General features: G+C 42.1%; 9 protein-coding genes. 7 read left to right on the top strand and 2 right to left on the bottom strand.

Features of this window, described 5'->3' with window-relative positions:
- Positions 1–59: 59 nt before the first annotated feature.
- Complete coding sequence (locus tag AAEY55_RS10120; RefSeq protein WP_011328538.1) at positions 60–449, bottom strand: DUF2750 domain-containing protein; 390 nt, start codon at positions 447–449, stop codon at positions 60–62.
- Between the two features lie 257 nt (positions 450–706).
- Here AAEY55_RS10120 and AAEY55_RS10115 point away from each other — a divergent pair, with 257 nt between their 5' ends.
- The 7 genes from AAEY55_RS10115 to recD all read left to right on the top strand — a co-directional run bounded on the left by AAEY55_RS10115 (position 707) and on the right by recD (position 15697).
- Positions 707–1750 (top strand): alkene reductase, encoded by a 1044-nt coding sequence (locus tag AAEY55_RS10115; RefSeq protein WP_011328537.1) that lies wholly within the window; start codon positions 707–709, stop codon positions 1748–1750.
- A 214-nt stretch (positions 1751–1964) separates the two neighbouring features.
- On the top strand, positions 1965–4334 hold the full coding sequence (locus AAEY55_RS10110) for a TonB-dependent receptor domain-containing protein (protein WP_350551099.1): 2370 nt from the start codon (positions 1965–1967) through the stop codon (positions 4332–4334).
- 69 nt (positions 4335–4403) lie between these two features.
- Positions 4404–5543, top strand: coding sequence for an alkaline phosphatase family protein (locus tag AAEY55_RS10105; protein ID WP_350551096.1), 1140 nt, complete (start codon positions 4404–4406; stop codon positions 5541–5543).
- Complete coding sequence (locus AAEY55_RS10100; protein WP_350551093.1) at positions 5540–6583, top strand: alkaline phosphatase D family protein; 1044 nt, start codon at positions 5540–5542, stop codon at positions 6581–6583. The genes AAEY55_RS10105 and AAEY55_RS10100 overlap by 4 nt, the downstream gene beginning before the upstream one ends.
- Positions 6584–6739: 156 nt before the next feature.
- Positions 6740–10039: an exodeoxyribonuclease V subunit gamma gene (gene recC / locus AAEY55_RS10095; RefSeq protein ID WP_350551090.1), complete on the top strand. Its 3300-nt coding sequence runs from the start codon at positions 6740–6742 to the stop codon at positions 10037–10039.
- On the top strand, positions 10026–13682 hold the full coding sequence (recB, locus tag AAEY55_RS10090) for an exodeoxyribonuclease V subunit beta (protein ID WP_309216246.1): 3657 nt from the start codon (positions 10026–10028) through the stop codon (positions 13680–13682). Before recC ends, recB begins: the two co-directional genes overlap by 14 nt.
- Positions 13679–15697 carry an exodeoxyribonuclease V subunit alpha gene (gene recD / locus AAEY55_RS10085; protein ID WP_350551087.1) on the top strand — a complete coding sequence of 673 codons (2019 nt, stop codon included), beginning with the start codon at positions 13679–13681 and terminating at the stop codon, positions 15695–15697. The genes recB and recD overlap by 4 nt, the downstream gene beginning before the upstream one ends.
- Before the next feature lie 69 nt (positions 15698–15766).
- Here recD and ttcA read toward each other — a convergent pair whose 3' ends face one another.
- Positions 15767–16681 (bottom strand): tRNA 2-thiocytidine(32) synthetase TtcA, encoded by a 915-nt coding sequence (gene ttcA / locus AAEY55_RS10080; RefSeq protein ID WP_350551084.1) that lies wholly within the window; start codon positions 16679–16681, stop codon positions 15767–15769.
- Between the last annotated feature and the right edge of the window lie 80 nt (positions 16682–16761).

The raw sequence follows: 16761 nt of genomic DNA, 5'->3' as shown, positions 1-16761 counted from the left end.
TGTATAAAACAGTAAAACCATTATTGTGAGCATGGCTTTACTGTTTTGAGGGAAAGTGCTTAATACTTTTTCTTTGGCATTTTTAATTGTGTATCAAACTCATCCGGAAACAGTATAGTGCCGTCGTCGTCTTCGGTTGGAAAAACGGCAATAAGTAAGTCGTCGTCTTCTAAGCCGGGTGTCCAGCGGTTTATCCAATCTTGTGTGGGAATAGCTTTAGGCGTACAACCTTCCCATTCGCCAGTGGCCCATGCTTGTGCAAACTCGCGAGTTGGCCATACGGGTACGCAGTCGTCATCTTCGTTGGTGAGCATAACGCAGCCATCGTCATCGTTTAAAATCCATACTTGTTTAAATTGCTGTGTGGTTTCAAACATAAAAGCGAGTCGTTTTTTGGCACCAAGGCCTAAAATTACGTCGTGTTGTTCTGTGTTATTTGCTGTTGTCATAATTTGCTTACTCTAAGTTTATGGCTTGGTATTAAGTGTAAGTATATCGAGTTATATGACAGTGTGGTGAAAAGTTATTATTTAATTTACCCTATATAGATCTAATTTACGGCTCTGTAAGTATAAGTTTTATTATTAATTTGAGCGTTCATTCAAAAATACCCTTGAATGTTTACCAAATGGCCGCATTTACACACCATACTTGCTATTTAGGTTGAGCATTTAGTGCTTAGCCATTCCCACACAAAGGATCCACAATGTCGATTGATTTACTTGCCCCGTATAAATTAAACAGCACAATTGAGCTTAAAAACCGCGTATTAATGGCGCCGTTAACGCGCAGTATGGCTGATGATAACCTAGTGCCAACCCAAGCTATGGTTGACTACTACGCGCGCCGTGCAGATACAGGGTTAATTATTAGCGAAGCGACAATTATTCGCCCAGACGCGCAAGGCTATCCTAATACGCCGGGTTTATTTACTAGTGAGCAAATTCAGGGCTGGAAAAAAGTAACCGACGCAGTACATACCAATGGCGGCAAAATATTTGCCCAGCTTTGGCATGTTGGCCGTGTTGCTCACCCACACTTTTTTGATGGCGATGTACTTGCGCCATCAGCAATTGGTGTAGAAGGGACAGTTCCGCGCATGCGTGAGCTTACTTACATTACGCCAAAAGCGGCAACCACAGATGATATTAAAAGCTTAGTAGCCGATTACGCAAAAGCAGCCGAAAACGCAATAGAAGCAGGCTTCGATGGCATAGAAATTCACGGTGCTAACGGTTATTTAATTGATCAGTTTTTACATTATGCAGCAAATGAGCGCAATGATGAATACGGCCAAACGCCTGAGAATATGGCGCGTTTTGCGCTTGAAGTAACCGACGCAGTTATTGCTGTCGTTGGAAACGAACGTACCGCTATTCGTGTAACGCCGGGTGCTTATTTTAATATGACCGAGGATAGCCGCGACAAAGCCGTATTTGATTATTTGTTAGCTGAATTAGACACAAAAGATCTTGCTTACTTACATGGTGGAATTTTTGACGACAGCATGCGTTTTGACTCGCTTGAAGGCAAAAACACCTCTGAGTTTTTACGCGCAGGCTACAAAGGTACGTTAGTAGGTGTGGGTAGCTATAGTTTTGAGACAGCAAAAGAGGCGATTAACGACGCTAAGTTTGACTTAATTGCCATTGGTCGCCCACTTATTGCAAACCCAGACTACATAAGCAAAATTAGTAATAATCAACCGCTGGTAGAATACAATGCCGATATGCTTAGCGAGCTGGTGTAACTATTAGTTTTATAATTATTTAAAACGATTTTTAAGACAACCCATAAGCTTACTTTTGGGTTGTCTTTTTTTGTACATATTCCTGCCATAAATTTCCCATATTTGTTTAATTTTTATGTAAATAAAGTTCATCCCCGTTGTCATATTTAAAACTCATACTGCTCCCGTTTTCATAATAATTAATTTTTAATAATTAAAACTAAACGGGACAACAATGTACGCTTTAAAAAACAAATCGCTTTTGAGTATGGCTATAGCCATGGCTGTATCAACATCTGTTTATGCAAACGACAAAACTATAGAAGAAATAACCGTAGTCGCTAAGCCTACCAGCTACGCTAACAACGTTATTGAGCCTGCAATGCTTGAGCAACAAAGTTCGGTAGCAAGTATATTGTCGGTGATTGATAATTTACCGGGTATTAGCATAAACGAAGGTGATGCATTTGGTGGTGACGACTGGTCCACCACAATTACAATGCGTGGTTTTAGTATAGACGGTAACCAACAGCAATTAGGGATGACAGTAGATGGCATACCCAATGGTGGCTCTAATTACGGTGGCGGCGCTAAAGCTAACCGTTACCTAGACAGCGAAAACCTGGCTACAGTTGAAGTAGGCCAAGGTACGTCTGATATTAAATCGGCATCGCTGGAAGCGCTAGGCGGTACATTTAATTTTGTAAGTAAAGATCCCAGTCTCGAAAAAGGCACTACGTTTGCCTATACATCGGGCAGCCACGACGCCTCGCGTTATTATATTAAGCACGAAACAGGCACTGTTTTTGATAATACCCAAGCATACGTAAGCTACTCGCAAACCGACACCAGCCGTTGGATTGGCTCGGGAAGTAATGGCGGTAAAGACAACCAACATGCTGAGCTTAAGTTTGTATCTAATTTTAACGATTTAACCCTAACCGGACGTTTATCTTACGACGATGTAAGCGAAACTAACTACAACAGCGTGAGTATTGAACAATTTGAGCAAACACCTAATTGGGATCAATTAACGTGGAACTGGACAGGGGTTCCGCATTTTGATCAAATGTTTGCTGAAGGTTGGGGGACGCTACGTGAAAATACCTTAGGTTATTTAAAGTTTGAATATGCAATTTCGCCCACATCACTATTAACGATCAGCCCTTATTATCATAAAAACTCGGGGCGTGGTGACTGGATCCCACCATATTTAACAACCCCAGTTGATGAAAACGGCGAGCCAACAACACAAGGCGGTACTAATGCTGGCTCTTATGGTTTTGCTGATAGCAAGGGTAACCCACTTGCACCTAACTCAGGCTGTACAGCAAGTTTAAGTTGGCCGTGGGAGTCGGGGCCTGATTTAAATCCGGCATGTTACGACGATACAGCAACGCCCGTTATGTCTTATCGCCATACCCATTACAAAAAAGATCGTTTAGGCGTAACCGCTAACTATCAAGCGACGTTTGGTGATCACGATATTGAGGCTGGTTTTTGGTATGAGCAAAGCGAGCGAGAAGAGTCGCGTGATTGGCACAAAGTAATTGATGCACGTATTTTTCATCATTTTGAAAACACCCCTTACTGGACTCAGTACAAAAATACCTTTGATACAGATACGTTCAAATGGTACATCCAAGACTCTATTAACTTAGGTGATTTAACCTTAAATATTGGCGCTAAACAGTATTTAGTTGAGTTACAAAAGTACGACCACTTTGCTAACGAAAGCTCAGATAAAGTAGACAGCGACTCTGATGTTTTATTTAGTGGTGGTGCGCTGTACCAGTTAAATAACGATACCGAACTATTTGCAAGTTACAGCGAAAACTTTGCTGCAATTAAAGACGGGGTACTGGAGCGCGACAGTTCAACACTGACAGAAATAGAACCAGAAACAGCAAAAAACATTGATTTTGGTGTACGCTACCAAGCCGATAGATTAACGCTAAGCGCAACGGCCTACAGCGTTAAGTTTGATAACCGCATTACTTTTATTGCACCAGGCAGTGATTCAGGCGGGATTGACTATACTATTGGCACTAATGGTTCATACATAAATGTAGGGGGCATCGATTCTAAGGGGTTAGAGCTCTCTGCAAGCTATATGCTCACACCAAGCTGGAGTGTTTATTCGTCGTATACCAATAGCAGCTCTGAATATTCGTCTGATGATCCAAATGCATATGACTCACAAGGCGTATTACTACAAGATAAAGAGGGCAATACTGCAGCGCCAAGCTTTAAAAAAGGCGATAGCTTAATAGATACATCGGAAGATTTATTGGTTGTATCTACCGATTACTTTAGTGACGGCTTTCGTGTTGGTTTGTCGGCTAAATACACAGGTGAGCGTTTAGGTGCATGGCAAGACGAAGGCACGCGAGCACGCAATAAAGTAGACGGCTACACGGTACTCGACTTTAATGCCGGTTACTCAACCGATGTAGACGCAGGGCCATTTAAAGCCATTGATCTCTCGTTTGTTGTTTATAACATAACCGATAAAAGCTACTTAGCAGGTGGCACAGGTAATGGGACTACTTACTTTATTGGTGCGCCTCGTACTGCTGCGGTTACGTTTACTGCAGATTTTTAAGTCGTAATATAAATTATTTTAAGCCCATTATTAATGGGCTTTTTGTTATAAAAATAGGCCGGTAACAATATGAAAACGATTTTAAAAGTAAGTGCATTTAGTTTAATTGCCCTAGGAAGCGACTTTGCAGCGGCAGTACAAACAGCTGATCAAAATGTAGTGTTGGTAACGCTTGACGGTGTGCGCTGGCAAGAGGTGTTTAGTGGCGCTGATAAAAACCTTATTAATAATTCCGATTTTGTTAAAAAGCCAGAGCAGCTAAATACAGAGTTTTGGCATAACAGCTCTGCAAAACGCCAGCAACTGCTGATGCCGTTTATTACCCAAATTGTAGCTAAGCAAGGGGTAATAATTGGTAATAGAGAGCAAGGCTCTAATATGTCGGTAAGTAACCCGTGGTATTTTTCGTATCCCGGTTATAACGAAATACTTAGCGGTGAGGTAGATGAAGGTATTAATAGTAACGATAAAATCCCTAACCCAAATCACACTATATTAGAGCGTTTGGAGCACCAACCCGCGTTTAAAAATAACACCGCCTTATTTGGTAGCTGGGATGTATTTCCTTCAATACTTAATACTGAGCGCAGTAAGGTATATGTTAATGCCGGATTTATGCCAATTGAGGAGGATTTATTTGAAAATGCGCCACTTTTAAATGCCATGCAAAATGAAATTCCGAGCCCTTGGAGCAATGTACGATTAGACAGTTTTACTTATCGGTTTGCTAAGGCGTATATGTTAGCTAAAAAACCAAAATTATTAGTAATTAGTTTAGGAGAGACCGACGACTTTGCTCACGATGGTGATTACCACGCGTATTTAAAATCGGCAAAACAAAGTGATGCTTTTATAGCTGATTTATGGAATACCATTCAAACAACACCGGGTTATAAAAATAACACTACCCTCATTATTACCACAGATCATGGCCGTGGTAGTAACGCAAGCGACTGGCAGCATCACAGTTCAAAACGCGCCTTAGCAGCACTGCATTTAGGCGAAAATAAGTTTCCCGAGGGCATTATAGGCTCCGAACATATTTGGCTTGCCGCGATTGGCCCTGCAATAAAAGGCCAAGGCTTAGTTAAAACAACTACTGAGCTAAAACAAACGCAAATTGCCGCAACAGTGTTAAAGGCGCTTGGGCAAAATCCAAAGCAGATAAATTCGAATATGGCACCGGCGATTAATGAGATTGTAAAATGAAAATAATAACCGCGGTAGTATTAACCAACTTACTTGTAAGCTTTAGTGCTTTGAGTGCTCCCTCTAAAATATTATTTGGCTCGTGCGGGCATCAAGATAAAAGCATTCCTATATTCGATGCTATAAACAAAGAGCAGAGCGATTTATTTATATTTTTAGGTGACAATATTTATGGCGACACCAATAATATGAGCGTACTTGCTAATAAATACCAGCGCTTAGGGGCAAAGCCCGGTTTTAAAACACTAAAAGCGCAAACGCCTATTATAGCTATGTGGGATGACCACGATTATGGCCAAAACGATGTAGGTAAAGAGTATCCGCATAAAGAAGAGTCGCGGCAAATTATGCTCGATTTTTGGCAAGAACCTGCAAACTCACCACGACGCACTCGTCCCGATGGTATTTATACCTCGTATACGTATGGTGAAGGTGAGCAAACTGTGCAGGTGATTATGCCAGATTTGCGCTGGAACCGAGATGCGTTAAACGCAGTAAGTAAGTTGGAGTACGACACTAAGCGCAAACTAAATAATCAAGGCCCGTATAGCCCAAGTCATGTTAAAGGCGCGTCAATGCTTGGTGAGGCGCAGTGGCAATGGCTTGAACAAGAGCTTAAAAAGCCCGCGGCTATAAAGCTAATTGCCTCAAGCTTACAGCTACTTCCCGATTTTACAGGGTGGGAGTCGTGGGCTAATTTCCCCGACGATCGAAAGCGTTTATTTACACTGATCAAAAAGCATAAAGTAAACGGCGTAGTTATTATTAGCGGCGATACCCACTGGGGCGAAATTTCACAGTATAAGCACAACCTTGACTACCCACTAATAGAAATGACCAGTTCTGGCCTAACCGAAAAATGGAAAAATGTAAGCCCTAACACACACCGAATAGGGGACTTTACCCACCAGGTTAATTACGGCGATTTAAGCATAGACTGGCAACAAGCCGACCCGTCAATTTCATTACAGCTCAAAGATATTGATGGTAAAGCAATAATGCAAAGTCAGTTTAAACTCTCAAGCATTAGCCCTTATTAATTATCGCCCTTATAAAACGCACAGTAAATAGCATCACTACTGTGCGTATAAAATTTAACTAACCCGCTGATTTATTAAAGCCAATTTGCGCTAATCGCTACCCCTGTAATTGAAAATATCTTACACTCGTTTTATCTCAAGCAAGGACAGGTAAGTATGCTCAATATTATTCAATCAAACCGTATGGAAGCACTGCAAGCGCAGTTTCATCAGTTATTAAAAACCAACCCATTAGCAAGCCCATTCGACAAAGAAGTGGTACTGGTGCAGTCACCGGGTATGTCGCAGTGGCTAAAAATTGGTTTGAGCGAAAACTTAGGTGTAGCGGCGCAGGTGGATTTTCCGCTGCCTTCGAGCTTTATTTGGCAGTTGTATCAGCAACTTTTACCAAATGTACCTAAAGAGTCGGCGTTTAATAAACCCAACCTTGCATGGAAACTGTTTGCTATTTTACCAAGCTGTGTTAATGAGCCACTGTATTTACCGCTAAAAACCTATTTAGAGGGCGATATTGACGGCCAAAAAACCTTTGCCTTGTGTGAAAAAATAGCCGACGTGTACGACCAATATTTAATGTACCGCCCGCATTGGATTGCCACATGGGATAGCGGTACAGATGAACTTGATGATGTTGATGTAACCATAGCCCCGTGGCAACCTGATTTATGGCGACGCATTGTACAGTTAAGCCTAGAGCTTGGGCAAAGTCAGTTTCATCGCGCGAATATGCAAGGACAACTGCTGGCAGCGCTTGAGACAATGGACAACAGCTTATTACCACAACGCATTAGTTTATTTGGTATATCGGCCATTGCCAGCTCGCAGCTTGAAGTATTTACAGCGCTGAGTGAAAAAACCGAGGTATTTTTATTCTTTTTTAATCCCAGTGAGCATTATTGGGGCGATATTATTGATGAAAAAACCGCCGCTAAAATAAGTGCAAAATACGCCAAAATGCCGCTGGTGGAAGCGCAGCAAAAAAAGCAAACTAATCCCGATGAAGAATACTACTTTATAGGCAACCCACTGTTATCCTCGTGGGGTAAATTAGGTCGCGATTACTTTGAGCAGCTAGTACAGCTAGACGCCCGTTGGATTGATGGTTTTATTGATGTGTTTGACGACACCTTACTTGGGCAAATACAAAGTGAAATTTATCAGCTAGCGTTTAAAGGTGAGTCACTGACCGATAATAAAGAGTGGTTTATAAACGACGAAGGTAAATTGCCTATAAGTGCAACCGACACCAGTATTACGCTAAGCGATTGCCATACACCGCTTCGAGAAGTTGAGCGCCTGCACGACTACTTACTTAATTTATTTAATCAAAACCCTGCGCTTACCCCCAAAGACATAATAGTAATGATGCCCGATGTAGGCACTTACAGCCCGTACATTGAAGCCGTTTTTGGTGGCGCACAAGGCAGCCGCTTTATTCCTTACGCACTTGCCGATTTAGCCATAGAGCAAGAAAAACCCGTACTTAGCTCATTTGCGAGTTTAGCTAATTTACCGTTTTCGCGCTTTGGTGTGTCGGATATTCTCGATTTATTACAAGTGACACAAATAGCCGAAAAATTTGGCCTGGAGGCACACGAGTACGAGCAAATTCAATATTGGCTGGAACGTGTTGGCGTTAAATGGGGCATAAATGCCGATCATAAAAGCAGCTTTGATTTACCCGCTATCGATTTAAATACCTGGCAACACGGGCTTAACCGTTTATTACTAGGTATTGCGATGCGCGACGAGCAATGCCCGTTTAACGGCATTTATAGCGCCGATGAAGTAGAAGGCATGGCGCTTGATACGCTTAATAAGCTAGTGCATTTTATTGATGTGCTACAAAGCTTTAAAGAGCAATTAACGCCCGACGATACGCTTACCAACAAAGCGCATGTTTTAAGCGAGTTGCTTAGTGCAATTTACGAGAGCGAAAGCGACGACAGCTGGGATTTATTGGTGCTGCAAAACGTGCTCGAAGAGTTACAAAAGCATCATAATAATGGCGACTACAGCAAAGCGGTATCGCAGCGTATTGTTAGTTACTTAATTAAACAAGGCATTCAAGAAAAAGGCGTAGGGCAGCGGTTTTTAGTGGGGCAAGTTAACTTTTGTACCCTAATGCCAATGCGCGCCGTGCCATTTAAAGTGGTGTGTATGCTGGGTTTGAATGATGCCGACTACCCGCGTAATGTACAGCCGATTGGTTTTGACTTAGTGCCTTATTCTAAAAAACAAAAAGGTGACCGATCACGTAAATTAGATGATCGTTACTTATTTTTAGAGGCGCTACTCAGTGCCCGCGATAACTTATACATGAGTTACATTGGTCGCTCGTGTTTTGACAACCAGCCGCGCATGCCATCAACCCTTGTGAGCGAGCTGCTAGAATATATTGGGCGTAGCTTTGCATTAAGCGACGACAGCGAAAAATCACTGCCAGAGTGTTTAATTAGCCAACAGCATTTACAGCCCTTTAATAGCCATTATTATTTAGCCAATGAGCAAGCAAACACTGTGCTGAGCAACCACAGCTATAATCCAATTTGGCTGCCAAGTGAGTCAATAACCCCACAAGTCGTGAGCGCGCTTAATGCAACACCGCCTGAGCAGTTAGAGCTCGATGTGTTTATTCGCAGTGTTTGCAACGCCCAAGAAAGCTTTTATCAACAAAGTTTAGGATTGCGATTACCGCAATTTAACGAAGTAGTAAAAGACGAAGAGCCCTTTAGCCTAGACGCATTGCGCCGCTATTTTTACCTTGATGAAATACTCGAAGCCAACATTAACGAGCTGCCACTTAGTACAGAACAAATATTGCAACGCGGCGAACTACCACAAGCCAACGTAGGTAGCTTAATATTTGAGAGCATGCAGCACCGAGTAGACGCATTGGCAGGGCAAGTGAAAGAGCAAATTAAAGGGGGCAAAAGCGACCCTATAGAGGTAGCCCTCGAACTAGAAGACACTAAAATAGAAGGCTGGTTAAACCATATTTATTTGCAAAAACAAGTGTTTTATCGCAGCGCTAGTATAAAAGCGAAAGATTTAATTAAAGGCTTTATTTATCACCTAGTAGCGCAAAGTATGGAGCAACAAGTAGAAACGCTAATACTTGGGCTTGATAAACAAGTTACCTTTGCGCCAATAAGTAAAACCGATGCCGATGCATTGTTACTTGATTGGTTTGAGTTATACAAAGCACTGCGCAACGAACCCGTGGCGTTTTTTCCGGTAAGTGGTTACGAGTACGTAAAAAGCGGCGGCGATATAGCAAAAGCCATGAGTAAATTTAGCCCGCAATACATAGGGCGAGGCGAGGGTGAAAACCCCTATATTCGCTTAACGGTACAATCGCTCAACGATTGCCAAGACGAGTTTATACAGTGGAGCGATAAATTACTCGCCCCGTTATTTGCACACGCTAAGGAGAGTGACCATGCAAGCGCTTAATCCACTTACTATGCCACTAACAGGGCAAAGCTTAATTGAAGCCAGTGCCGGTACGGGTAAAACGTATACAATTACTGGCCTATATTTACGTTACTTATTGGGAATGCAAATAGCCGATGATGCAAACTCGCTATTAAATAAGCCGCTAAGCGTTGAGCAAATACTGGTGGTAACTTTTACCGATGCTGCCACGCAAGAAATTAAAGACCGCGTGCGTAATCGCATTATCACCGCGCGCGATGCACTTCTTGGGCAAGATCCAAAAGATGAGCTTATAGCAGGAGTTATAGCTGCCGTTGATGATAAACACCGCGCCTTTGATTTACTCGATGCAGCGGCTAAATCGATGGACGAAGCGGCTATTTTTACCATTCATGGCTTTTGTCAGCGCATGCTAAAACAACACGCGTTTGAGTCGGGTGTGGCGTTTAACTTAGAGTTTATTTTGGATGAGCGCGACATATTGCTCGAAACCATTAAAGATTTTTGGCGCGCCTTTGTATATCCACTCAATAAAGAAAAAACCGATGCTATTTTAGGTGTATTTTCCGCGCCAGAAGCTTTGTTTGGCAAAGTGACGAGTATTTTAAATAAAGCGAATGCGCAAATTACCCCGCAAGTAAACTTAGATGACGTATGGCAAGCGCGTGACGAGTATATAAGCCGAATACCTGCATTTAAAAAAGCGGTGTTAGAGCAAGAGTTTATAGCTGCTATTAAAGGCTCTGGCTTAAGTGGTTCTAAAACGCCAGGGCGCAAAGGCAGCCTTGCAGCACTTGAAGCTTTTTGTTTAGGCGGCGATTTGTTTTTTGAATTTGGTACTAGTAAATACTCGTTTGAGATATGGAGTAGCGAAAACTTAAGCGATATAAGCAATTATAAAAAAAATCAGCCACTGTTTACACATTCATTACTGAGTCAATTTGACGAGCTTGCTGCACTTAATAACACCATAAACCAAGGGTTAGCAATTGCTGTTGTGCAGCATGCGGCAAAGTGGGTAAAAGCAGCCGTAATAAAGCGCAAGCAAGAGCAAAGCGTGATCACCCCAGATGATTTACTTAGCAATTTACACAGCGCATTAAATAACGAGCAAGGCAATGTACTGGAGCAAAAAATTGCTCAGTTGTTTCCGGTGGCTATGATAGATGAGTTTCAAGATACCGATCCGATTCAGTATGGTATTTTTAGTAAAATTTACCAGCAAGAGCACACTACACTGGCGATGATTGGCGATCCTAAACAAGCTATTTATGGTTTTAGGGGCGCAGACATTTTTACCTATATTGGTGCCAAGGAAGCGGTGCAAAAACAGCAGCAATTTACGCTAGGCACTAACTTTCGATCTAGCAGCGATGTAGTAAGCAGCGTAAACAGCTTATTTGGTAAGCACGCTAACAGTTTTATTTATAACGATGCCATACCGTTTAATGCAGTAGCAGCTAAAGGTAAAAAAGCTGACGAGTCGTTTTTGATTGACGGACAAGCAGCCACTGCGTTTGAATTTTGTGTATTTAGCGACACCGCCGCAGATGAAAAAAATAAGCCGACAGGCAAAGCCATTGGGCAGCAGCACTTAGCCACCTTTTTTGCCAATAAAATAGTCACTTTACTAACGCAGGCCGAGCAAGGGCGAGCCTGTATTGGTGAACAGCCAGTAAGCGCTGCAGATATTTGTATATTAGTGCGTGACCGTGTTGAGGCGCAAATAATGAAAAAGGCCTTAAGCAACGCTAAAATTGCCAGCGTGTATTTATCGCGCGAGAGTGTGTTTAGCCAAGAGCTTAGCCATCACTTACTTAATTTTTTAACTGCGTTGCATGGCCAGTATGATGAGTCGCTATTACGTGGGGTGTTAGCAGGGCCGTTATTTTGTTTAAGCTATAACGAAATATATGCACTGGCAGATGACGAGGCACAATGGCAAGAGCACTTAAACTTTTTTGCGCAACTTAACCATATTTGGAACAAGCAAGGCGCTATGGCAATGCTTGAGCGCTTAATGAGCCACAATCAACTTAGTGCTAAATGGCAAGGCTTAGGCTACAACGTTGAGCGCTGGCTTACCGACTTTAGGCACCTTGGCGAAATACTACAGCAAAAACAAATTGAGCTTGAGGGCACACTGCGTTTACTGCGCTGGTTTGCACAAAAGGTAAGCCAGCAAGATGGCGAAACAGTGCAAGTACGCCTAGAGAGTGACGCTAATTTAGTTAAAATAGTGACTATGCACGCCTCAAAAGGGCTTGAGTATCCGCTGGTATTTATGCCCTTTGCTAGTGGCTATCGTGAAACAAAAGAAGCGCTGTATCATAATAATGGCACACTAATTTACGATTTAAGTAAAGGGGATGACGCACTGCAAAAAGCAGAGCAAGAGCGCCTTGCCGAAGATTTACGCTTACTGTATGTAGCACTCACTCGCGCGGTACACTTTTGTGCTATTGGCATGTATAACATTGGCCAGGGGCAAAGTAGCCGTTTGGCAATACAAAGCAGCGCCCTGGGGCATGTGTTATTTGCAGGGCTTGAAATTACGAGCAGTCAAATTTGGCGTAACCATTTAGCCGATTTTTGCAGCGAGCATACAGGTATGGATTATCAGCAATTCACCTCAGAGGATTTATTAGCTCAAGGTACTTTAAGCTTTAATAATAACGTTGATGCTCAGCAAACATTGAGTATAAATAATGTAACAGCCAATATTGAGCGTAATTGGCGAGCAACTAGCTTTAGTGCGCTGAGCTTTAAAAAGCATATCGACCACCTAGCGCCTGGGCGCAGTGATGAGGATCATGAAAAAGATGAATTTGCCGTACAAGAAGACGAAGCACCTTCTGCGTATAGCTTTCCTAAAGGGGCAAAACCGGGGAGTTGTTTACACGAAATTTTTGAGCAAATAGATTTTACTAGCCCAATAGAGCACCCAGTTAATAAAGAGCACAATTTAGCAGACGTTATTAAACGCAGCCTAGAGAAGTACCATATTAGTGAACACTGGCAAGATGTCACTCAGCAGTGGATATTAGACGTTCTTGCTTGCCCGCTTAATGGCGATAGCAATGTTAATGCTGATGCCTCAGGTAATAGTACCTCAGGTAATAATATCTCAGGTAACAGCTCTTTAGTTAATAGTAATGGCCTGAGCTTAAGCCAACTAGCGCCAAGCGATTGCCTAGTAGAAATGGAGTTTAACTTACCGCTTAAAAGTTTAAGTGCGCCGCAGCTTAATGAAATTCTTATAAAACATTTTGGTTTTGAGCACAGTAAGCTCGAATTTAGCCACGTAAAAGGGCTGTTAAAAGGTTTTATCGATTTAATATTTTGCCACCAAGGTAAATATTATATTTTAGATTATAAATCTAATTACTTAGGTAGTAACGCTGCTGATTACGAGCACGATATGCTTGAGCAAGCCATGAGTAGCCACCAGTACCATTTACAGTATTTAATTTACACCGTAGCGCTGCATCGTTTGCTAAAACAGCGTATAGCTGATTACTCAGTTGAAACTCATTTAGGCGGCGTGTATTACACCTTTTTACGCGGCATGCCAGCTGGGCAAGGTGTGTACTTTAAAAAGCTCACCACTGAGCAAGTGACTATTTTAGATGGTTTGTTTAGCCAAGGAGCCATGTTATGAGTGAACTAAATAATCAACCGGGCCTTTTTGATCAAGAGTTTGATCAAGAGTTAGATCAGGAGCTTGAGCTAAATGAGCAAAACCCTACTTTAAGCACAGCAGTGCCTTTACTTACCTATTTACTTAGCGAAAACCGCATTCGCATTGTGGATGTAAAGTTAGCTGAAATGCTCAGTAAAAGTAACAGCGATAGTGAAAAGGCGCACAATGAGATGTTTTATCTGGTGCTATTACTGTGTTTATCGCAGCAAAGCCAGCATAGTTGTTTAACCTTAAGCGAGGTTGATTGGAGTAACCCTTTTAATTTACGCCGCAGCGACGTTAGTAAAGCACAAGGGAGCGTGCCAGATAAGCTAAGCCCGTTTAGTGAAGAGTTTAATTATGAGCAGGTGCTTAGCTATTTACAAAACCATACAAGCGTTGGAGACAACAAACCACTGCAACTGTTTAATCAACGCCTTTATTTTGCGCGCCTTGCCGGATACGAGCAAACATTAGCGAGCCGTTTACTAACAATGAGCGAGCGTAAACTTAATATAAATAATGAGTTATTAGCTGCGCTACTTAATGAGTATTTTACACCCGATGTAAACATTACCACCGATTGGCAAAAAGTAGCCTGTGCTATTGCAGCCACCAAAGGTTTTAGCGTTATTACTGGCGGCCCAGGTACTGGTAAAACGACCACTGTGACTAAATTACTCGCCATTTTACAGTCGCTTTACAAAACCGCACCGCTGAGTATTAAGCTGGTGGCACCCACAGGTAAAGCCGCAGCGCGCTTAAGCGAATCAATTTTAGGCGCTAAAGATAAGCTCACTAATATACCCGCTGATATTAAAACGTTAATCCCCGAAAGTGCACAAACTATTCACCGATTATTAGGGGTAAAACCCTTTACCAATAAATTTAGGCACAATAAAGCGAATCCACTGCATTTAGATGTGTTGATTATAGATGAAGCCTCAATGGTAGACTTATCGCTGATGGCAAAACTAATTGAGGCATTACCTGCACATGCACGGTTAATACTCTTAGGTGATAAAGATCAACTGGCCTCGGTAGACACCGGCAGCGTAATGAGCGACTTATGCCAAGGGTTAGTACTGGGGCAAACACCTGGTTATTCACCTGCACGATGTGATGAGCTAAATAACTTATGCTTTAACGGCGAAGCTAAATTAATAGCGCAAAGTAATAGCGCGTTTAAACTTGCCGATTGCATTGCATTTTTACAACACAGCTACCGCTTTGATGCACAAAGTGGTATTGGTCAACTTGCGTTAGCGGTAAATACCAATAACACAGGTGTTTTAAATTACGTTGAGCAAGAAAGTGTTGAGGGGCGTTTTAAGGATGTGATTTTAGATTACGACTTTATAGCTAAACCTATCGAAAAATTGGTTAAAAGCGCTGCAAGTAAATACACACATTACCTTAGTTTAATTGCTCAAGGTGCAAGCGTTGCAGAGGTGCATAAAGCCTTTGCAAGTTATCAGTTACTGGCCGCGGTGCGTGAAGGTGATTACGGAGTTAATAGTTTAAATCAGCGTATTGAGCGCGTTTTACAACAACAAGGACTTATTACCCTAAGCCCGAATCAGCGCCATTATACCGGTATGCCAATAATGGTAAGCCAAAACGATTATCAGCTTAAGTTGTTTAATGGCGACATTGGTATTTTAATGCCCGATGAAAGCGGCCAGCTTAAAGCACTATTTATAGACGAGCAGGGGAATCAACGGGCGTTTTCGGCAGCACGCTTACCTGCGCACGACAAAGTATATGTAATGACTATACATAAATCACAAGGATCAGAGTTTAGCTACACCGCCATGGCATTGCCGCCGCTAAAACAAGCCCGCATGGGGATAAATAGGCAGTTAGTGTATACCGGCATAACGCGTGCTAAAAATACCTTTGAGCTGGTGGCAGATAAAAAAGTATTGTTACTGGCAATGAATAAAAGTGTGTCTAGGGCATCTGGTTTATATGAGCGTTTAAAGCTTGAATGATTAAGCTTTTAGGTGGGTGCAATAAAAAGGGTTTGCCATGGCAAACCCTTTTTATATATAACCTTTAAGTTAGCTCAGATTAATAGTAACCACTTCTGTGCTGGCATCTTCATCTTGTAAGCTATTAATTGGCACTTTTGGAATATCTGGTTTGTCTAGGGCAATATCGCCACCATCAATTACTTCGCCAGTTTGCAAATTAGTAAAATCAAATAACTGGTTATCTGCTAAATGCGACGGTACAACGTTCTGTATAGCGGTAAAAATACTTTCTATACGACCTGGGTGCTCTGCGTCCCACTTAGCTAGCATAGCTTTTGTGTGTTTGCGCTGTAGGTTTTCTTGCGAGCCACATAAGTTACACGGAATAATAGGGTAGCCCTGTGCAAACGCATATTGGCTAATATCGCTTTCTTTGCAGTATGCTAGTGGGCGAATAACCATATGCTCACCGTTATCGCTCATTAGCTTAGCAGGCATACTTTTAAGTTTGCCGCCGTAAAACATATTTAAAAATAGAGTTTCGATCATGTCATCGCGATGATGGCCAAGCGCAATTTTAGTTGCACCTAACTCTTTAGCAGTACGGTATAAAATACCCCGGCGCAGGCGCGAACAAAGTGAACAAGTCGTTTTACCTTCAGGAATAATATCGGTCACTATGCTGTAGGTGTCTTCTTCTATAATTTTGTATTCAACATTTAGTTTATCTAGATACTGGGGTAAAACGTGCTCAGGAAAGCCAGGTTGCTTTTGATCTAAGTTAACAACAAATAGCTCAAACTTAATCGGTGCTACACGTTTTAAGTGTTGCAGCATGTCGAGCATAGTGTAGCTATCTTTGCCACCAGACAAGCACACCATAATGCGGTCGCCTTCTTCAATCATGTTAAAGTCCATGACGGCTTGACCTGTTTGGCGGCGTAAACGCTTTTGAAGCTTGGTTAAGTTAAATTGAGCTTTAGCTTGATCTGAATGAGACAATTACGCCCCCTTATTAAACAATACGGCAAAGTTATTTGCTAAAAATAAAGGGGCGCATTATATACTTAAAATGCCCGGTA

This window comes from Pseudoalteromonas sp. 120-MNA-CIBAN-0494 (assembly GCF_040308885.1).
Classification (GTDB): Bacteria; Pseudomonadota; Gammaproteobacteria; order Enterobacterales; family Alteromonadaceae; genus Pseudoalteromonas; species Pseudoalteromonas nigrifaciens.
This window is presented reverse-complemented; position numbering and strand designations above follow the sequence as displayed.